Source organism: Ostreibacterium oceani (assembly GCF_009362845.1).
GTDB lineage: Bacteria > Pseudomonadota > Gammaproteobacteria > Cardiobacteriales > Ostreibacteriaceae > Ostreibacterium > Ostreibacterium oceani.
Genome location: NZ_WHNW01000004.1, coordinates 52,057 through 72,638, shown reverse-complemented (window position 1 = coordinate 72,638; position 20,582 = coordinate 52,057). Strand labels below are relative to the sequence as shown.

At 45.0% G+C, this 20,582-nt stretch carries 23 protein-coding genes; 12 read left to right on the top strand and 11 right to left on the bottom strand.

What is annotated here, in order from left to right; all coding sequences use genetic code 11:
• Positions 1–152: 152 nt before the first annotated feature.
• The 11 genes from ccmB to GCU85_RS04635 form a co-directional block, all read right to left on the bottom strand.
• Positions 153–821, bottom strand: coding sequence for a heme exporter protein CcmB (gene ccmB, locus GCU85_RS04685; protein ID WP_152809869.1), 669 nt, complete (start codon positions 819–821; stop codon positions 153–155).
• A 55-nt stretch (positions 822–876) separates the two neighbouring features.
• A complete protein-coding gene (locus GCU85_RS04680) occupies positions 877–1,785 on the bottom strand; it encodes an ABC transporter ATP-binding protein (protein ID WP_152809867.1) in 909 nt (302 codons plus the stop codon).
• 6 nt (positions 1,786–1,791) lie between these two features.
• A complete protein-coding gene (gene ccmI, locus GCU85_RS04675) occupies positions 1,792–3,120 on the bottom strand; it encodes a c-type cytochrome biogenesis protein CcmI (RefSeq protein ID WP_152809865.1) in 1,329 nt (442 codons plus the stop codon).
• The gene (locus tag GCU85_RS04670; protein WP_152809862.1) at positions 3,117–3,653 is read right to left on the bottom strand and encodes a cytochrome c-type biogenesis protein; all 537 of its coding nucleotides are present in this window, start codon (positions 3,651–3,653) and stop codon (positions 3,117–3,119) included. The genes ccmI and GCU85_RS04670 overlap by 4 nt, the downstream gene beginning before the upstream one ends.
• 5 nt (positions 3,654–3,658) lie before the next feature.
• Positions 3,659–4,225, bottom strand: a complete 567-nt coding sequence (locus tag GCU85_RS04665; RefSeq protein ID WP_152809861.1) for a DsbE family thiol:disulfide interchange protein — start codon at positions 4,223–4,225, stop codon at positions 3,659–3,661.
• A 44-nt stretch (positions 4,226–4,269) separates the two neighbouring features.
• Positions 4,270–6,234 (bottom strand): heme lyase CcmF/NrfE family subunit, encoded by a 1,965-nt coding sequence (locus tag GCU85_RS04660; RefSeq protein ID WP_152809859.1) that lies wholly within the window; start codon positions 6,232–6,234, stop codon positions 4,270–4,272.
• 15 nt (positions 6,235–6,249) lie between these two features.
• Positions 6,250–6,768: a cytochrome c maturation protein CcmE gene (gene ccmE, locus GCU85_RS04655; protein WP_152809857.1), complete on the bottom strand. Its 519-nt coding sequence runs from the start codon at positions 6,766–6,768 to the stop codon at positions 6,250–6,252.
• Complete coding sequence (gene ccmD, locus GCU85_RS04650; protein ID WP_152809855.1) at positions 6,765–7,010, bottom strand: heme exporter protein CcmD; 246 nt, start codon at positions 7,008–7,010, stop codon at positions 6,765–6,767. Before ccmD ends, ccmE begins: the two co-directional genes overlap by 4 nt.
• Positions 7,007–7,759, bottom strand: coding sequence for a heme ABC transporter permease CcmC (gene ccmC, locus GCU85_RS04645; RefSeq protein WP_152809853.1), 753 nt, complete (start codon positions 7,757–7,759; stop codon positions 7,007–7,009). Before ccmC ends, ccmD begins: the two co-directional genes overlap by 4 nt.
• Positions 7,760–8,052: 293 nt before the next feature.
• Positions 8,053–9,063 carry a N(2)-acetyl-L-2,4-diaminobutanoate deacetylase DoeB gene (doeB, locus tag GCU85_RS04640; RefSeq protein ID WP_152809851.1) on the bottom strand — a complete coding sequence of 337 codons (1,011 nt, stop codon included), beginning with the start codon at positions 9,061–9,063 and terminating at the stop codon, positions 8,053–8,055.
• A 99-nt stretch (positions 9,064–9,162) separates the two neighbouring features.
• The gene (locus GCU85_RS04635) at positions 9,163–10,344 is read right to left on the bottom strand and encodes a M24 family metallopeptidase (protein WP_152809849.1); all 1,182 of its coding nucleotides are present in this window, start codon (positions 10,342–10,344) and stop codon (positions 9,163–9,165) included.
• A 363-nt stretch (positions 10,345–10,707) separates the two neighbouring features.
• On the opposite strand from GCU85_RS04635, the gene GCU85_RS04630 reads away from it, so the two are divergent.
• The 12 genes from GCU85_RS04630 to GCU85_RS04575 all read left to right on the top strand — a co-directional run bounded on the left by GCU85_RS04630 (position 10,708) and on the right by GCU85_RS04575 (position 20,439).
• A complete protein-coding gene (locus tag GCU85_RS04630) occupies positions 10,708–11,709 on the top strand; it encodes a TRAP transporter substrate-binding protein (RefSeq protein ID WP_152809847.1) in 1,002 nt (333 codons plus the stop codon).
• A 231-nt stretch (positions 11,710–11,940) separates the two neighbouring features.
• Complete coding sequence (locus tag GCU85_RS04625; protein ID WP_152809845.1) at positions 11,941–12,513, top strand: TRAP transporter small permease; 573 nt, start codon at positions 11,941–11,943, stop codon at positions 12,511–12,513.
• A 13-nt stretch (positions 12,514–12,526) separates the two neighbouring features.
• Positions 12,527–13,813: a TRAP transporter large permease gene (locus tag GCU85_RS04620; protein ID WP_218110542.1), complete on the top strand. Its 1,287-nt coding sequence runs from the start codon at positions 12,527–12,529 to the stop codon at positions 13,811–13,813.
• 49 nt (positions 13,814–13,862) lie between these two features.
• Entirely contained in the window at positions 13,863–14,300 is a 438-nt protein-coding gene (locus tag GCU85_RS04615) for a universal stress protein (RefSeq protein ID WP_152809843.1), read from the top strand.
• 38 nt (positions 14,301–14,338) lie between these two features.
• Positions 14,339–15,076 carry an aspartate racemase/maleate isomerase family protein gene (locus GCU85_RS04610; protein ID WP_152809841.1) on the top strand — a complete coding sequence of 246 codons (738 nt, stop codon included), beginning with the start codon at positions 14,339–14,341 and terminating at the stop codon, positions 15,074–15,076.
• On the top strand, positions 15,069–15,857 hold the full coding sequence (locus tag GCU85_RS04605) for a GntR family transcriptional regulator (RefSeq protein ID WP_152809839.1): 789 nt from the start codon (positions 15,069–15,071) through the stop codon (positions 15,855–15,857). The genes GCU85_RS04610 and GCU85_RS04605 overlap by 8 nt, the downstream gene beginning before the upstream one ends.
• A complete protein-coding gene (gene eutB / locus GCU85_RS04600) occupies positions 15,854–16,882 on the top strand; it encodes a hydroxyectoine utilization dehydratase EutB (RefSeq protein WP_218110541.1) in 1,029 nt (342 codons plus the stop codon). The genes GCU85_RS04605 and eutB overlap by 4 nt, the downstream gene beginning before the upstream one ends.
• Positions 16,883–16,897: 15 nt before the next feature.
• Positions 16,898–17,893 (top strand): cyclodeaminase, encoded by a 996-nt coding sequence (locus GCU85_RS04595; RefSeq protein WP_152809837.1) that lies wholly within the window; start codon positions 16,898–16,900, stop codon positions 17,891–17,893.
• A gap of 73 nt (positions 17,894–17,966) precedes the next feature.
• Positions 17,967–18,452 carry an Lrp/AsnC family transcriptional regulator gene (locus tag GCU85_RS04590; protein WP_152809835.1) on the top strand — a complete coding sequence of 162 codons (486 nt, stop codon included), beginning with the start codon at positions 17,967–17,969 and terminating at the stop codon, positions 18,450–18,452.
• A gap of 262 nt (positions 18,453–18,714) precedes the next feature.
• Positions 18,715–19,617 (top strand): galactosyltransferase-related protein, encoded by a 903-nt coding sequence (locus GCU85_RS04585; protein WP_152809833.1) that lies wholly within the window; start codon positions 18,715–18,717, stop codon positions 19,615–19,617.
• A gap of 30 nt (positions 19,618–19,647) precedes the next feature.
• On the top strand, positions 19,648–20,013 hold the full coding sequence (locus tag GCU85_RS04580) for a hypothetical protein (RefSeq protein ID WP_218110540.1): 366 nt from the start codon (positions 19,648–19,650) through the stop codon (positions 20,011–20,013).
• Between the two features lie 90 nt (positions 20,014–20,103).
• Entirely contained in the window at positions 20,104–20,439 is a 336-nt protein-coding gene (locus GCU85_RS04575; RefSeq protein WP_152809829.1) for a 5-carboxymethyl-2-hydroxymuconate Delta-isomerase, read from the top strand.
• Positions 20,440–20,582: the final 143 nt, after the last annotated feature.

Genomic DNA, 20,582 nt, shown 5'->3' with positions numbered 1-20,582 from the left:
CTTAAAAATTGAATTTAATTAATTTTCCAACAACAAGCATAGTAATGAAGTTTCATTTAAATAGCAAGGTAATTCATGCGTCCGATGCCTATTTCGTATCCCTTTAAATCATGTCGCAGGTTAATTCCGCACCACGATAAGATTATTCCAGTCTAACTTTCAGATAGTGCGGTTTTTAGTGCCGCGACAATGGCAAATGGCATCAGGGTTAACTTAAATAATAACAAAGCACCCAACAGGGCAAAATCAGACACGGGGCTAAAACCATCGCTATAATGACGCATCGCCGATATCGCGAAAATAATCACAGGAAAGTACAAAGGCAAAATAATCACAATCAACAGTAGCCCAGCGCGCGGCACGGCGACGGTAATCGCTGCCCCAAGCATTGCCAACAAAACCAAACACGGCCCACCCAAAAGAATGGTCAAACCAATCAATACGCTGGTCATCACAGGCAGTGTGTAAAATAAACTCAGTATCGGTAATAGCAATAACACGGGGATGATTTGCAACGCGCTTTGCACCAGTAGTTTAGCCAATACACTGAGTAATAGTCGGTCATTACCTGCCAAATACCACTGCGCGATGGTACCGTCTTGGTAATCGGCTTGGTAAAAATGTTCGCTAGAAAGCAATACCGATAGCAGCACGCCGACCCAAATAACACCGGGTGCAATTTGTTGCAATAGCGTGGTCTCAGCACCCACCGCAATCGGGAAAATCGTAATGAGAATCAACAAAAAACTGACAGGCTGCAACAATACGGGCAACTTTCGCACCGCAAGTAACCACTCCCGATAAAGCAGTGCCTTTATCACTGTGCACTATCCCCAGCGCTCAGTGCGGTGTTCTTTATCATCATCAGAGGCGTTATCATTTATGTGCTTTGCCTATCGTGAGCGTTTGTAACGCGCACTCCAAACGAATCGACTGGTGAGATGTCAGAATAAAACTATGCCCGCTAGCAGCCAATCGTGCAATTTGCGCCAGTAATGCATCGACACCGTTGGTATCTAGTGCCGCCAAGGGCTCATCAAGCAGCCAGAGCTGGGGAGGCGGTTGTTTTATGTCTTGTGATTGTGATTGTGATTGTGATTGTGATTGTGATTGTGATTGTGATTGTGATTGTGATTGTGATTGTGATTGTGATTGTGATTGTGATTGTGATTGTGATTGTGATTGTGATTGTGATTGTGATTGTGATTGTGATTGTGATTGCGATGAGGATTGCGATGAGGATTGCGCCGCTGATTCCAGTGGTGATAACCACAATCTAGATAACAAAATTCGTCGCTGCTGACCCGCAGAAAGCTTACCCGCTAGCGTATCAGCAAATGATTGTAACCCAACTGCATCCAAGGCCACATCAATTTGCGTTTGGCTAGGTCGCCAATTGGCAAATAGTTGGGTATTCAAGCGGATATTTTCTGCCACGGTAAACTCACGCTTAATGGGCGTTTGATGCCCTAAATACGCAATACTTGCTGGATTGTTTGCCAAAAACTGTTGGGGCGACTGACCTGCAATTCGAATGAGTCCTTTGTTAGGCGGCAATAACCCCATTATCATTTTAAATAAACTTGTTTTTCCGCTACCATTTCGTCCGCAGATATGCAACGCTTCACCGCGCGATAAGATAAAATTCATGCCTTGAAACAACAACCGATTGCCACGCACCAACGCCAGCTCGCTCACTTCGCAAATCGGCGGGGGGTTGTGCGATGACGTCTTGTCCGATGACGCCTTGTGCGGTGATGCCCTTTCTGAGCTTATCGTATTCATGGACTATTACGGCACCGTTCGATCAATAACCAATCGATAAGGCGCGCGCGCTGGTCCCTCGGTGTTTTTTAATACAGGAATCGGTATCGCACCGCTCGTTAAATCACCGCTGGCAGCAATTGGTTGATCATCGAGGCTCACTCGTGCGGTCACCGTGACTTGCTCAAAGTCGGCCAGCGATTGTCTTTGCATGGCTTGTGGCATATCATCTGAAATGGTCACTACTAGCGCTTGATTGGCATCTTGCATGATATATTTACTGGCATTAATCAAGGCACCATCAACGGATTTGACCACAACAAAAACGGATTTTGGCCAGGTCAGCGTTTCAGGCTGTGACGCAATCAACGTGGGGCTAACCGCTATCGCCAAATGAAGCGATGCCTCATTGGGTTGTAATTGTTTAGTTGCTTGCGGCGACGTTTGGGGCGCTGATTGCGGCGTTACTGGTTGGGGCTCGCCAGCCGCCGCTTCTGCTGCTTGGCGTGCCGCAATTGTCTCGTCAATATCGTCTAAAAGCGCCAAAATTTGCGGGTCTGTTTCAACCTCGCGCAAATTATCAAAAAAGAACTGTGCCTGCGCATACTGCCCCAAATTCAGGCTATTAATCCCCAATAAACGCAGCGCACCTTTGTGTTTTGGTTCTGCCCGAATCGTAATAAATAATCGGTCTAAATCGTCACTACTTAATTGATTATTTTCAACAAACGCCATTTCTGCTGATAAAAAATTCAGCGCTGCGTGCTCAGGCTGTTCGCCCAAACCGCGAGAAATAGCTTGCCTTGCGAGCTGTGGATAGCCGACAATCAAATGGCAATTGGCTAAATTTGCCAGCGCATCCGCGTTGGCATGATAATTTGCCAATAGCGTCTGCTGCATGGTGAAGCAATAATGACTGGCTAATGACGGATTTTTGTTTAAAAAAGCGGCAATCACATCACCATCAAACAGTCCTTCGGTCACTTGCGCTTGATGCACCTGTTTAAAATCATGCCAGCGTTTGATTTGACTATTTTGTAAATAAACAAAATAAATCGCCAGCGACAGCGTGATGACCAATGCCACGGCAAATACGGGCGTATAGCGCAGTCGTGGCGCGAATTGCTTTTTCTCTATACGCGCAATCGCTGACGTAGTTTTCACGTCAAGTTCTTCTAGTAATTTGGCTTTGTCTTGCGCATCAATCAAGCCCGTTTGGTATTGTTTATCGATAAACGCCACTTCGTCTCGATAAATTTTAATGGCTTCACCTTTTTCGTCAAACCCTGTCTCTGTCTTCACTGGCCACATAAACATCAGCAGCACCAACAAAGCAAGAAAAATAGCAATAATCATGGTTGCCTCTTGGATGATTGCTCGCGTTCGCGCTCGTGTTCGGGCTCGTGTTCGGGCTCGTGTTCGTGCTCATAATCGGCAATAATTTCTCGCATACTGGCTGATGCGGCATCCGCTTGCCGTTTGCGTTGCTGATTTCTTTTGTATGAGATGTTAATCAACGCCCATAAAAATAAACCGCCAGCAACTACCCAAGGCAACAACCATAACACAGGGCGCTGCGGTGAATAAATAATGAATTCACCGTATTTATCCACCAAAAATTCAACGATTTGCGCCTCGCCCTGCCCCGTTTGCAACGAATCATACACATAATCCTTGATATCCACCGCAAGCGGTGCATTCGAATCGTGCAGATTGTTGTTTTGGCACTTAGGACAACGTAGGTCTTTGATGATTTTCTGAAACTGTTGTTCTTGTGCGCGTTCTTCAAAACTATAGACATTAAAGCTTGCCGTAGCCCAAGCGCCAAGCACGGCAACCATCAGTGTCATCACACGATAAAGCCAGCGGTAGTGATTTAATAAAGACATCGGCGTTAGTTGGTTTCAAGTTGGTTAATGATTGGCACAAATTCTGATTGCCACAATGCGTCATCTAGCGGCCCCGCATAGCGGTGAATAATCACGCCATCTGCTGTAATTAAAAATGTCTCAGGCGCACCGTAAACACCCATATTAATAGCCAGCTCGCTATGTTTATCAACAATAATTTGCTTAAATGGATTGCCTAAATTTTGCAAAAACGCTAACGCATCGGCTTTGTCATCTTTCCAATTCACACCGTACAGGGCATGTTTTTTGCCTAGCGCCATTAAAAACGTGTGCTCGTCGTAACACGCAGGACACCAAGAACCCCAAAAATTCATCAAATAAAACCCCTGATCCGTCGTTAAATCGGCTCGAGACAGGTGGCTCTCTGCCAGCAAATTGGGCAAGGAAAAGTCGGGGATGGGCTTGCCTGCTGTCATTAAGTCTAGTGCTTGCGGGTCTCGCCCCAATCCTCGGAAAAAAACGACCGTCACTACCGCAATAGCAAGCAAAAACACACCCAGACTAATCCACTGCGTCCGACTGATGCCTGTGTCTATCGCGTTATTTTTCATCGAATTTCATGCCTCATTGATATCTTGCCTCATGACATCTTGCCTCATGACACTGCCTGAGATTGTTTTAGTCGATAGCGTCGATCACGGAGCACAAATACAGTTGCCAGTGACATAATCAATGCCCCCAACCATACCCAACGAATATAGGGTTTAATTTGAAATCGCACCGACCAAGCCCCTGCATCTTGGGGTTCGCCCAAGGCAACATAAATATCCTCGGTCAAACTCGCTCGCAGTGCTGATTCAGCGGTTGGCATTTGCGAAACTTCGTATTGGCGTTTTTCAGGCGACATAATACCTACCACGTTATTTTCTGCATCACGCACCAAAAAATCAATCCGCGAAGCCGAATAAATTTTGTTTTCGTGATTGCTTAAGCCCTTCATTTCAAAATTATAATCGCCAACCTCGACCGTCTCTCCTGAGCGTACATAACGGTCAATTTCCACGGCATAGCTTGACACCAAAATAATACCTAATGACATGACCAAAAACCCCAAATGCCCGGTTAGCATGGCTAAATAGCCTTTACTCGGTAATCGCCAGCCCGTCTTGGTTCGATAGGATTGCTGATAGGCATCCCAGCCAGTCGACAAAACCGCCGTTAGGGTTAGCGCGGTCAATGCAAACGCCAACCAACTAAACGAGGCAAACGGCGCATTAATCAAGGCTGACAAGCCCAAAGAAAATACCGCGGCAATCAATAGCATCGGGACAAATCGCGCAAGCCGATTACGTTTCCAGTGCAAATACGGCGCAAACATTAAAAAAACAAGAGTAATAACGAATACATAAAGCATCATCTGGTTGAAATACGCAGGCCCGACGGAAATTTGCCCCCAATCCAGCACATCATAAAACAGCGGCGCCAACGTACCAATAAAGACGATCAGACACGCCGCACACAGCAACAGATTATTTAACAACAGCCCCATTTCTCGTGAAACCCACTCAAATCGACCCGTACCATGCAACCGATGCGCGCGCAAAATCAACAGTAAAAACGCACTACCTGAAATCAACACCAGCAATGCTAGGATATAAATACCGCGTGTTGGGTCGTTGGCGAAGGCATGTACCGAAGTGAGCACGCCTGAGCGCACTAAAAATGTACCAATCAGCGATAAAGAAAATGTCGAAATCGCCAAAAAAGCCGTCCAAATCTTAAACACATCGCGCTTTTCAGTCGCTGCCAAGCAATGAATCAATGCCGTCCCTGCAAGCCACGGCATCAATGAGGCGTTTTCTACTGGATCCCAAAACCACCAACCGCCCCAGCCCAATTCATAGTAAGCCCACCAACTACCCAACGCAATACCTAGTGTCAAAAATGACCATGCCATCATCGTCCAAGGCCGACACCACCGTGCCCAAGCCGTATCCAAGCGACCTTCTAACAAAGCGGCAACAATAAACGCAAACGACACCGAAAACCCGACATAACCGACATATAACAGCGGCGGATGCAAAATCAGGCCAATGTCATGCAACAGCGGGTTTAAGTCTTCTCCAATCAAGGGGAATCCGCCAACAGCCGTGCCTGGCAGTAATCGTTCAAACGGATTTGATGTCAGAATAAGAAAAGAAAAAAATCCAGCGCTAATCACACCTAATACGCCAAAAACTTTGCCGCGAAAACTGGGGGGCAAATGCGTCGCCTTGACAGCGACAAGATAATTCCACAGCGCCAAAATCCACGCCCATAGCAATAATGAGCCTTCATGATTAGACCACACCGCCGACACTTTATAATACCACGGTAGATAGGCATTCGAGTTAGAGGCAATATATTTGACACTGAAATCATTCTGCAAAAAACCAACGGCCAGTGCCACCAGCGATACTGTCGTTAAATAAAACCCTACTTTTACCGCGCGAACACTGTAAGCGATGCTGTTGAGCTCTTTGGCATAAGCACCAAAAAAACCCAGCAAGGTTTGTAAAAACATCATGACGAGCGCTAATATTAACGCATAATGTCCTAATTCTATAATAGAAAAAATCATTGATTTACCCTATGATTAATCGCCATAACCCGTACCGCCATAACCCGTATTATCTGCGCCACGCAATGACGAATCATCGCCAGATAATGTTGGTGTTGCCTGCTGAAAATACCCTTGCTTTTCAAGTTCGGCTTTGACTTCTTTGGGGAGGTAGTTTTCGTCGTGCTTTGCCAAGATATTGTGCGCCACAAAGGTCTGTTTATCGATTAGTTTTCCACGTGCTAGCACACCTTGCCCCTCGCGAAACAAATCAGGCAAGATACCTTCGTAGTGAACGGTAATATTTTTTTTGGTATCGGTCACACTAAACACTACTTGAAGCGAACCCGCTGTGCGTTCAATTGAACCTGCTTCAACCAATCCACCAATGCTAATCGTCTTACCGATTGGTGCGTTGCCTGCATGCACTTCGGATATTTCCATATAATGGTTCAAATTAGACCCCTTAGCAACCAACAATAGTGACAATGCACTACTAACACCGACTAGCACCGCTATTAGGGTGATTAAACGTCGTTTACGTGCCGGTTTCATCCTACACCGCCATTGATTTTTTCGGAGGGCGATGGCGACAATTGCTGCGCTGATTTCTGTGATTTTATTGCTTGATTCATTTCTTCTTGCTGTTTTAGTGCCGCTTTTAAGCGGCTACTCACATAACAATACACGCCGATCAACACCGCCATCGTCATGGCAAAAGCAGACCATACAAACACCGCATAGCCACTCATATGCAAAACTTGCAAAAAATCTTGTAACATATTGTTATTACTCATGAGTAGAGACGCTCCAGCCAACGCTTTTCATTGTTCGCGGCAATCATTTGATAACGCGTCGCCGCAAAGCCATAGGCAATGGTAAAGCATAAAAAACCCAGCAAACAAATAAGTAACGGCCACAACATGCTCGCATCAATTGACGGCTTACCTAGCTTCATAATCGTGGCGCCCTGATGTAGCGAGTTCCACCAAACGACACTGTAGTGGATAATAGGGATATTTATCACACCAACGACCAACAAAATCGCCCCCATTTTGTCAGCAAAGGCTTTGCGCTCAATCGTAATCGTCAGCGACCAATAACCCAAATACAAAAATAACAAAAGCAGTTCTGCCAACAGGCGTGGATCGCGCCATGACCAGTACGTCCCCCACATTGGCTTGCCCCAGACGGCGCCAGTAAATAATGCCAGCACGGTAAACAATGCACCCAGCAACACCATGCCACGATTATAGTACGCCGCTAGTTTGATATGCCACACATAATAAATCAACCCAGCCACTGCCATCGAGACGTAAACCGCCATCGACAAAAACGCACTGGGCACATGGACATAGATAATACGAAATGCATCTTTTTGCTGGTAATCAGGCGGTGCAAAAAAAAGCCCCCAAACAAACCCCAACACCAACAACAGCAGTGCCGCCATCCAAAAAACAGGCGCACAAATCGCCGCTATTTTATTAAAATAATGCGGCGAGGACAGCTGATGCCACCAGCGTTTCAGCGTTTTCATTATAGTCATACGATGCCCATATCTTGTTTATACACGTTCAGCCTATTCAACTCAACCTACTCTCAGGCTTTACGGGATGCACTTGAGGAATGCACTTGACGGAATCACACGTTACGGCAATCATCCCGCACTCATTGACTGGCGATTAAACAAGGGGCATTATAAACTTTTTATCCTGTAAACGACAGCAAAACCGTCAACATGAATGCGATTTAACGTCTCAGTCAACGGCTGTAAATAATTCGCTTTAGGTCAGCTTTCTGAGCGACGCGCTAGCTGGCGGCACAATTTAGTCACGCCGTTTATGATGAAGTACCAACAATCTCACCAATCACCAGCAAGCAGTCCCCCATTTTGAGTTTAGACGAAAAATTACGTGTTATCACAATCCCGTCACGCGGCGCATAATACTCAAATGGTAGCACCGCTGTACGATGCCCGATGTGAACCTTGGCGACTAACTGCCCTTGCTCTACATAATCCCCTAGCCCAACGCAAGGCTCCAAAATGCCTTCGTGCTCTGCAAACACATACGAACGATTATCAGGCATATCAATCCGAATGGCTGGTGCTTGTTGCTCTTCTTCAGCAAGCGTCTGTAAAATCCCTGCATGACGCAAAAAGTTAGCCACGCCACGTTTAGCAATCGCGACTGTCTCTGGTGTCGTTGTGCCCGCGCCACCCAGCTCGGTTGTTACAAAAGTCTTGCCTTGTTCTTCGACCGCCGTGTCATAGAGGGAGGTCGCATCAATCTCTAGCATCTTGACTTCGTAGGGTGCGCCAAAGGCTTGCATTGCGGCTTCACAGCGTGCTTCTTGCGCTTTGTCGGCCAGATAATGACACGCCGCAAACGGGATAAAATCCAGCGTCTTGCCGCCTGAATGCATATCCAAGACATAATCAGCGCGTGGCACTAAATAGCGTGTAAAATAATCTGCAATCTTTTCGGTTACGCTGCCAATGGGGTTTCCTGGAAAGGAACGATTCAAATTGCCTTTATCAATCGGCGAGACACGGCTACCCACTTGCGCCGCAGGATAATTCATGGCAGGCACAACGATAACCGTTCCCTGAATATCATCTAGCTGACACGTATTGACAAAATCTAGCAACGCAATCTGACCTTCGTATTCATCGCCATGATTGCCGCCAGTCACAAGCGCCGTGGGGCCTTCGCCATTTTTTATTTGGGCAATCGGTATCATCACCGCGCCCCAAGCAGAGTCATCTCGCGAATAGGGCAACCTTAAAAAACCATGTTGAATACCCGATTGTTCAAAATCAATCGTGGGGGTAATGGATGTTTCAATCATACTAAGCTGTCTCTCTCTAATTATTCTAACCACTTAAGCGCCTAACCCTTAAGCGCCTAACCTTTAAGCGCCTAACCCTTTCGCACTTAGCACGCTACCTTACGGCTTAACGAGCATTCCTCGATACACACTAGACAAACACTCGCCGCCTTGCTCGGTCACCACCAAGCTTTCAGTCGTCTCAAACCCCCAGTCATCAAACCACATGCCTGGCATAAAATGAAACGTCATCCCAGCCTGCAGCACTGTCGTGTCAGTGCGTCGCAGGCTCATGGTGCGCTCACCCCAATCAGGCGGATAAGATAGCCCAATTGGATAACCGCAGCGATTGTCTTTATTAAATCCGTGTTTTTCTAGCGTATCAAAAAAAGTCGCCGCCACTTCGCCGCAGGTCCGTCCTGGTGCAAACACGGGCAATGTATTTGCAATCGCTTCATTAATTACGGCTTCAATTTCTCGGTATTTTTTTTGTGGCTTCCCAAAGTATACGGTGCGCGAGCACGGACAATGATATCGCGACACTACGCCTGCTATCTCAAAAAACACACCAGTATCCCCTTCAATCAACGAATCATCCCATGTCAGATGGCAGGCAGATGCCTCTTCGCCAGCGCCAATCAGCGGTACAATAGCCGCATAATCACCAGCAACCCCATCCGTCCCTGAGACACTGGCGTGCAAAATTTCAGCCACTAGGGCATTTTTCGCCATACCAGGCTCTGCTTTTTCGAGAATATGGTCGTACACCTTTTTGATAATCGCGCCTGCTTGACGCATATAGGTCAGTTCAGCCGTCGATTTAACACTGCGCTGCCAGTTAACCAATGCGGTTGCGTCAACAAATTTCGTCTTTGGCAGTCCTTGTTGCAGCGCCTCATAGGCCTTGGCTGAAAAATAGTAGTTATCCATTTCCACACCAATCACGCCATTTATTAGCTGACGATCACGCAACACGCCACAAAGATAATCCATCGGGTGGCGCTCGGTTGACATCACATAATCATCGGGATAAGGAATAATGTCCGTAGCGGGCAAATCAGTGGTCATCTGGGCCGCTGATGCGTCAATAATCCGTCCGTACCAAAGCAAAGCCGTATTGACATCAATCACCAAGCACTGGTGTACATAAAATGACCACGCATCATACCCTGTTAGCCAACACATATTGGATGGGTCGGTAACGATTAATACGTCAACCCCTTTTTCGCGCATCGATTGACGGACTTTGGTTTGTCTGTCGACATATTCTTGACGGCTAAACCGTCGTCTTGATTCTTTCATGCCTATTACCTTTAAGAAATGGCACCTGTAAAAATGGCACCTGTAAAAATGGACTAAAAAACCACACGCAAAGCCCAGCAAATTCACCGCCACCCTCAAAGAGGTATACAAATCACAATATTGTTGCTGGGATTTAGGTAAATAATAGTTAAAAAATCAAAAAATGTATACAAAAAGTATTTGCTTTCTGCTTTTTTTTTCGTTAATGTAGGCTGATAAAATTTGTGATAGGAGTTATAGCCAATGCTTTTATTGCAGAATCTACTCAGAATTTACTGATTACCCTAGCGCTTATTAGTAAAAATAAAATTAATTAATACAATATCTTAAATGAAAAATAACCAACCATCAAGAGGAAATCTTATGATAAAAAAAGCCCTGTACACACCACTCATTGCCAGCGCATTTATCGCTCACGTTGCGTCTGCCGAGCAATGGAAATATGCATTCGAAGAATCTCTCACTGAAGTACAAGGCGTATATGCCACCAAATTCAAAGAACATATCGAGGCCAATTCAGATTACACCATCCAGCTATTTCCTTATGGTACACTGGGCGAGTCTGCTGACATCATGGAACAAGCACAAGCGGGCATTTTACAGTTTGTTAATCAATCACCGGGATTTACTGGTGCGTTAATCCCTGAAGCACAGGTTTTCTTTATTCCTTATATTTTACCCGCTGATCAAGACCATTTGGCACGCTTTTTCAAAGAGAGCAAAGCCGTCAACGAAGACTTCAAAACACTCTATGCCGATCAAGGGCTAGAGTTACTCAAAATGTATCCCGAGGGTGAAGTCGCCATGACGACCAAAGAAGCCATCAATACGTGTAGTGATTTAGACGGTGTGAAATTTCGCGTAATGACTAACCCATTGCTCGTCGAGACATACAAATCATTTGGTGCGACACCAACACCGCTACCCTGGGGCGAAGTCTACGGCGGACTACAAACCAACATCATCCAAGGTCAAGAAAACCCGACTTTCTACCTTTACTCAACCAAAATTTATGAAGTCACAGACCACATTACCTATACAGGTCATAGCAACTTCACCACGGCGATTATGGCGAACCAAGATTTTTACAGTGAGCTATCTGAAGCCGATCAACAGCTAGTCCAAGACGCCGCTGCTGCTGCATTTGACTATATTGTTGAGTACCAGAAAGCACTAGAAACCACCGAACTCGAGAAAATCAAAGCCGCCAAGCCCGACATGAACATCACCGTGCTAAGCGATGAACAACGTCAATGCTTCAAAGATGCGGCTGCAGAAGTCGAAGCCAAATTCGTCGAAATGACAGGTGACTCTGGCAACGCTATACTGACACAGCTAAAAGCAGACTTAGAAGCGACTAAATAAGTCGAGTAAGTCAGCTTAACTAAACCCAACATTATCAGCAGTCAACTGGTTAGCAATAGCGTCTATATTCATTTATATCTATGCGTTGCATCCGTTGACTGCGGATAGGGGTTTCAGTCAATCATTACGCAATCATTGCGTCATAACAAATAACACGAAAACAACGCTTGCCAGAAAACCGCCCACAAAATTAACGACAAAACTAACGACAAAATCACCCCAAACACCACTATGTCAAACCTTGAATCTAGCCCGCATCAATCATCATTACCTGGCGTACTCGGCACGCTAGACCGCTTTGTCAGTCGTATTGAATCGTTTATGCTAGCATCGGGCGTATTGATTATGGCAATTGCCACTATTGCCAATGTCATCGGACGCATGACGTTTGGATCAATCTTTTTTATCGAAGAACTTAATCGAATTTTGATTATCTTTATTACTTTCTCAGGGCTAAGCTACGCTGCCAGACATGGCAGACATATCCGCATGACCGCTTTTTTCGACATGTTGGGGCACAAACCCAGAAAAATATTGATGATTATCATCGCGCTGGTGACTGCTGTTTGCATGCTCGCACTCAGCTATTATGCATTTAGCTATATTGCAGGAATGATGAAAAAAGGACGAATACTCCCTGCGCTACAAATCCCTGTTTGGTTTATTTATGTATGGGTGCCCATTGGATTTTTTATGACTGGGGTGCAATATTTATTAACGGCAATCAAAAACTATTTGGCGGACGACATCTACCTATCAACACAGGTAGTTGACGGCTACCAAGAATCTGAAATCGAAATTTAAAGGGAGAAAACCAATGGGTTGGATAATGCTCGCTGCCATGATTATTTTACTTCTCCTCGGCTTTCCGATGATGATACCACTGCTCTTGGGCGCGGCCATTGGATTCTATGAGATTTTTAGTGGATTCAGTAAAATGGATTTTATGGTACAGCAGATGATGGCTGGCATTCGCCCTGCTTCTCTCATTGCTGTGCCGATGTTTATTTTGGCCGCCGATATTATGACGCGTGGCGAATCCGCTAACCGACTGATTGATATGGTGATGAAATTCATCGGTCACGTCAAAGGCGGGCTGGCGATTAGTACGGCCACTGCCTGTACGCTGTTTGGCGCTGTCTCAGGCTCAACACAAGCCACGGTCGTCGCCGTAGGCACACCGCTGCGTCCCCGCATGCTAAAAGCAGGCTACAAAGACTCTTTTGTACTCGCCCTCATTGTCAATGCGAGTGATATCGCCTTTTTAATCCCACCAAGTATCGGCATGATTATCTATGGCGTTGTCTCCAAAACCTCCATCGCTGAGCTCTTTATCGCAGGGATTGGGCCAGGCATTCTAATTCTTTGTTTTTTTGCCATTTACAGTGTGATTTATGCGCATATCCACAAAGTCCCCACCGAACCAAAAGCGACTTGGCCTGAGCGTTTTATTGCCGTCAAGCAAGCCCTATGGCCACTGGGCTTCCCCGTCATTATTGTCGGCGGAATTTATACTGGTATCTTTAGCCCCACCGAAGCCGCCGCGATTTGTGTGGCTTATGCCTTTATTCTTGAATTCATTGTTTTTAAAACCCTATCGCTATCTGATATTTACAAAACAGCACAATCTACTGGGTTAATCACTGCAGTTGTCTTTATTCTGGTCGGTGCTGGTGCGGCGTTTTCCTATGTCATTTCGTTAGCACAAATCCCACAAGCCATTATGGCAGGCATCGGCATTGCAGACATGGGGCCAATCGCCATTCTGGTCACTATATCCATCGCATTTTTTATCGGCTGTATGTTTGTCGATCCGATTGTGGTCATCTTGATTCTTGTGCCCATTTTTGCCCCCGTTGTCAACGCAGCTGGCTTAGACCCTGTTTTGGTTGGTGTCATTATTACGCTACAGGTTGCGATTGGTTCAGCGACACCGCCATTTGGTTGTGATATATTTACCGCCATTGCCGTCTTTAAACGTCCTTATATCGAAGTCATTAGAGGCACACCGCCCTTTATATTCATTCTACTGGCAACGTCTGCCCTGCTGATTATTTTTCCGCAAATTGCGCTCTTTTTGCGTGATATTGCTTTTGATAAATGACCTTATAGAGCCCCACGAAATCAACACGAGACCACCACGATAAAAACCTATGTTTAAAAAAATACTTGTCGCCATTGATGGCTCAGACGCAGCCAAAGCCGCATTAGAAAAAGCGATTGAGCTTAACCAATCACTACATGCTGATATTTATATTCTATTAGTACAAAAGCACATGAGCAATCTAGAAGCCTCCATGCATATGATGCCTAATGATAATTCGACGGTCGGTGATAGTGTCTTAGCATACAGCGAGCAGCTGGTTAAATCAGCCAAATCGACTGTCACAGCGGCAAATCCTGAAATCAACGTTAGGGGGTTTATCAAAATTGGGCCTGTTGCACGCACCATTATCGCCTTTGCTGAAGAACGACAAATTGATTTGATTGTCCTCGGCAGCCGCGGTCATGGCGATCGTGATGGGTTTATGCTGGGCAGCGTTTCGCACAAGGTCACCAGCATGGCAAATATCCCTGTTCTGGTTATCTGATTGGCTGCCACCTACTTAACTTAATTATAAAAAACTCGATGCACATACCCGAAGCCCAGCGAAGCAATACGCTCATCGAGCCTATCATCAAATCACGGCCTAAAGTCGGAATGATTGTCTTGTCCACCGATTTAACCTGCGAACACGACTTTCACTATCTGCGTCACAAGCGGCAAATCGAATTCGATGTTTTTGTCAATCGTATACATTTTCAAAATCCGATTACCAGCAAAAGTTTGTCTGATATGCTATTTGAATTACCTAGTGCGGCCGCCCAAATCTTACCAGACACAACACTGGATGCGCTGGTTTTTAATTGTACTGCCGCCTCGGCTTTGTTGGGTGAGGCGCGCATTAAACAAGCCATCGACTTGCCCAACACACCCATTATCACAACCGCCGCTGCATCGTTACAGTCAATCCAATCAGCTGGTTATACACACATTGACTTGCTCTGTCCATATAGCCAATCCGTTAGTTATCAACTCGCCGAATATTTTAGTCAACAAGGACTCACCATTACCTCGCTCACTTATCTTGATATTGACGATGATCGCGATATCGCCTGTGTATCGCCTGCTAGCATTGTCCAAGCGGCTAAAGGTGCAGTGACTACAGCGGGGCAAGCGCTCTTTATTTCCTGCACCGCATTGCAGGTCGTTGGCGCACTTGATGCATTACAAAACCACATAAAAAAACCAATTTTTAGTAGCAATCTATGCACGTTTACACAGGTTGTCGAACAACTTAACAAAGCAACCCATCGCCATGTTTAATTTACACGAATCACGTAACGACGCGCAACAGCGGTTTTATGAAGTGTATAGCACACTCAGAAAACGGATTTGCTTACTCGAGTACGAGCCTGGAAAGCGCCTATCAGAACACGCACTGGCAGAAGAGTTTAACATCAGCCGCACGCCTATTCGCCGCGTACTAACCACGCTTGAAAACGAAGGCATGGTTGAAATTCGCCACGGCGCGGGCAATTATGTCTCCACCGTTGAATTAGACTACCTATGCGATATCTATGCCATGCGTATGGAGCTGGTCATGCTCATTCCACAAAAATTAAAATCTCCGATGCCCGACTCGGTTTTGCAGCAGATGCAACAATTACTCATTAAAAGCCAGCAAATCAACCAAAATCAATCGCCGCAACATGCATTTGCCGAAATCAACCTAGAGTTATTTGAAATCACGCTACAGGCCATTGATAGCCGCGCCCTCTGTGAAATGCTGTCTTTATTATTCTACAAATCCGCTAGAATGTGGCCTTTTTTGCTCAAAGACAATCGATTACTAAAAAAAGAAACCGATATTCTCAGCGAAGAAATTACGGATTTAACGCGTGTATTGCAGGCAGGTCACCACAACAGTATCGCCACCATCTTACGCTTTCACATCGAATGCGCCCTGTACCGATTGCAACAGTATTGCTTGGCGCAAAACCCATCCACCGCAGCAACTGCTAAGGCTGCAACTGCTACGGCAGCAACCGTGAAAACAACGACAAAAACAAAAGCATCAGCCCCAAAAACAGCCATCAAACAATGAATCATCGACACCCCATGAAAAGCGCCAAACCCCTTAACCTGCAATCCGTTTACCAAGCACAGCACGCCATCCGTGACACGGCACTAAAAACACCGCTAATTCGTGCAGAGAGCTTATCGACAAACGGATACGATGTCCAACTCAAACTAGAGACCTTACAGCCTATCGGTGCATTCAAATTACGCGGCGCGGCTAACGCTATTGCACAATTAAGCCCAGCGGAACTCGCCCGCGGCGTGGTTTGCGCCTCAACGGGGAACCACGGGCGCGCCCTCACCTACGCCGCCAAAAAAATGGGTTCCCAAGCGACTATTTGCATGTCAACCTTAGTCCCTCGCAACAAAGTCGAGGCGATTCGCGCGCTAGGCGCGCAAGTTGAAATATTTGGCAACAGCCAAGACGATGCACAAACCGTCGTTGACCAGCTCGTCGCAGAAAAAGGCCTGATTGAAATCCCACCGTTTGATCACGCTGATATTATTGCAGGACAAGGCACTATTGGGCTAGAATTACTGGCTGATTTCGCTCAAATTGATAGCGTCATTGTTGGGCTTTCTGGCGGTGGATTGCTCGGTGGCATTGCAATGGTGCTTAAAACCATTAACCCCAACATTCGCGTCATTGGCGTTAGCCCCAAGCGCGGCGCTTGCATGGCCGCCTGTTTAGCAGCAAACCGCCCCGTAGAAATTACCGAAGAGCCCACCTTAGCAGACTCATTAGGCGGTGGCATTGGCCTTAACAATCAATACACGTTTGACCTGACTAAACAATATCTTGATGACTTAATTTTATTATCCGAAGCACAAATTGCTCGCGGCATGCAACACCTATTCCTTCATGAAGGCATCGTTGCCGAAGGCGGTGGTGCGGTGGGTGTTGCTGCCTTAATTGACCAAGACATAAAACAGCGACTAGCGCCTTTATTAGGCAAACATATTGCCCTGATTATCTCTGGGAAAAACATCGATATGGCACAGTTTTATGACATCGTTAACCCCAAAACAGCAACACCAGTAACTGACTAACTATATCGTGTAAATATGACCAACATTCAACTGATTAACGAACAAACTCTGAGAGCGCACTTCCCGCTCAGTCAATCTATCACTGACACTATCGAGCACGCATTTACCCTGCTTGCAACCACAGAGGTCATTATGCCACCTGTGCTCAGTATGGAGCTACCCATGGTCAACGGCGAGGTCGATGTCAAAACAGCCTATGTGCCCAGCCTACCGACATTTACCATTAAGGCGAGCCCAGGCTTTTTTGACAACCCAAGCAAAGGCTTACCAAGCCTAAGCGGTTTAATGATTGTTTTTTGTGCACAAACTGGGCTAACCAAAGCCGTTTTACTTGATAACGGTTACTTGACGGATTTACGCACAGCAGCCGCTGGCGGCGTTGCGGCACGACACCTTGCCCCCAAACACTGCCCAACGCTAGGTATTATTGGCACGGGCATGCAAGCCAAACTACAAACGTTGGCTTTTACCCAAGAACGCAACGTCGAGCGCATACTCATTTGGGGGCGAAACACAGACAAAGCCAACCAATTAGCCCACGAGCTAAGCGAATTACTGCAAAAACCCGTGCACGTTGAGACCAGCCGTCAGGCATTGGTAGAAAAATCCCAAGCCGTAGTGACAACAACGCCGTCTCAGACGCCGTTAATCGATGCCAGCTGGCTACACTCAGGCCTACACATTACCGCCATGGGCGCAGACTCACCCGTAAAAAACGAAATCGATCCGCAGGCGATACTAACGCTAGACAACATTATTGTTGACAGTATCGCCCAATCCATTGAACGTGGAGAAATGCGTCGCGTTCAGTCACAAGGGCTTTTAGCTCAAACATCACCGCTCATCACATTAGGTGACGTTTGTGCGGGCCAACAAATCGGCAGACAACATGATGAGCAAATCACCTTGTGTGACTTAACTGGCACAGGGATTCAAGACACAGCGATTGCCAATGCGGTCTGGACGCAAATGCAACGCCAAGGGCTAGGCACAGAAATGCCAGCCAATTAACGCCATTAATTAGGCCGCTATTGTAACCGCGCCATTGTAATTGCGCCATTGTAACTGATTCAAATAAAAACACATGATAAAACTCGACCAACGTGACCTCGCCATTTTACGCATTTTGCAAGACGAAGGACGCATTACCAAGACCGCACTGGCAGAGCGCATTCACCTGTCACCCGCACCTTGCTGGGATCGTCTCAAGCGCCTAGAAAATGCAGGCATCATCACGGGTTATGGCGCCAAGATTTGCTTAGACAAATTGGGTGTTCACACCACGGTTTTTTTGCAAGCCGAAATTAGCAGCCATCAATCCCAAGATTTTAGTCGTTTCGAAGACTACATCGCCCAACACCAAGCAATAAGCGAATGTTGGGCGATTGGTGGTGGGTTTGATTATTTACTAAAAATCGATGTCCCGACCATTGATAGCTACCAGCAACTGGTTGACACCATGCTAAACGCTAATATTGGGTTAAAACGTTACTACACCTACATTGTGACCAAACGAATCAAATCCAAAACAGCCTTACCACTTGATTTTTTACCCGTACCTGATGAATAGCCCGCTAACTGTTTTCTGCTTGGCAAGCCCACCCAACCAAAACACACCATGCAGCAAACCTAATAAAACGATTACATTTGCTGTGATTTTATTCTTACTTTTGTGATTGATTTTAGCCTAGATATAGATACAATTGCTATTAACAGCAAAATGGGTTCGTCTATAAAAAGCCAACCTCAATATCAAGCTCCTACTTTTACACGTCAAAATGGAGCTAAAAGCCAGTTCAATTACATCAAAATAACAATAACATAAACAGATAATGACAATAAATAAATTCTTGCCACAGCATAAAATAACGAAAGATGTAACATTTGAATACAATCAAGCTGGCTCAATAAAACCCATTGAGATTATAGGAATTTCATTAACATCCCCAATAAAAAGAACGCTTATGGAGCTAAGGAAAAAAAACACAACTTTTGAAATAAAAAAATACCATAGGAAAATGACGTTAATTGTTCCATATAGGCACAGACGGGAACACTTAAAACTATTTTTACCATATATAAAAAATTATCTTGATAAGCAAAAAATAGATTACGAAATAATTATTGTCGAACAAACAAACTCAAAACCTTTTAACAAAGCAAAACTTATGAATATTGGCGCAAAAAATGCCCGAAAGGACAGTGAATACTTTGTATTTCATGATGTAGACTTATTACCTGAAAATATTGACTATAGATACTGCAGCCATACATTAAAGCTTTTCTTTGAAATAAAACATGAAAAAGACAGTAATTACAAGGAATATAAGCAAACGGTACTAGGGGGTGCTGTCTTAGTGCCAAAAGATATCTTTTTCGATATCAACGGGTACTCAAATAATTATTGGCAATGGGGACGAGAAGATGATGATTTTTTTATACGTCATCTTTTTAAAGGCCATATTGCACTGTGCGATAACAACGGCAAATTTAAAGCGTTAGAGCACAACCCATCAATTTTAAAAAACAATGATGGCAAGGTATCAAATGACCCCAAAACCCTAAAAGAGAATAAAAGACTTTTAAAAAACAATAAAAAAAGATACACAAGAATAAAAACAGAATTCTATGCACAAGATAATGATGGCGTCTCAACTTTAACTGATTATAAAATAGAGAACATAACTATCAATAACGATGTTAAAACCATACTAGTTGATTTTAGTGGAGCATAAGATAGCATTGAACATATGATAAACGAGGCTATGACTAAATTAAGAAACATAGAGACTATCACTTGCTATCGCCCTACAGGGCAGAAAGAACTAGATTTAGTGATTGAATCTAACTATTTGAAATGGCCACCTAGGCTACCCGAGCAACCAATTTTTTACCCCGTCACTAATGAAAAATATGCCATTGAGCTCACTCAGTGGAATATTACTGATTTCGGCAAAGGTTATGTAACAAAGTTCGAAGTAAAAAAAGCGTTTATGGATAATTATCCCGTTAAAAAAGTAGGCGCAATTGGACACACGGAATGGTGGATACCTGCTGAAGATCTAGATGACTTAAACCGTAATATTGTTGGCAAAATAGAGGTCATTGGTGAATATAGCAAAAAAACATAAAAAGCCATTGATGGACTTGGCTTTTTCATGCCAACACAGTTCCTTTAATTTTATGTATACCATTCGCATTCTGTTTTTTGGATATAGCTCATGCCCCATTGTATAATCGAGCATTCGGCAGCATTAGATGCTGAGCGGATACTGCCGCTGGTATTTTCAGGCGCCATGGAATCTGGGCTATTTGAGCCTGACGGCAGCGATATCAAAATAAGGACAATGATTTATCACCACTATTTAACTGGGGCTAAGCATTCTGATTTTATTCATGTGGCTTTAAAAATATTATCTGGCAGAACCCCTGAACAAAAGAAAATGCTTTCTCTTTGTGTGTTATCAGCACTTAAAACACTTGATATCCAAACTTGTTCTTTAACTGTCGAAGTAGTCGACATTGAGCGTGACAGTTATTCAAAGTGGTGTCGTTAGTTATCGCAAGACACACGCTGCGCTCCCCGGTGGCACTAAAAATGCAAGACGGTTCAATCCATTTCACCACACACAGATAAAACACGCCGTTTTCCACTAAAAAACCATCGTTTTTAGTCGAAAAAAGCTATTTTTCCAAAAAA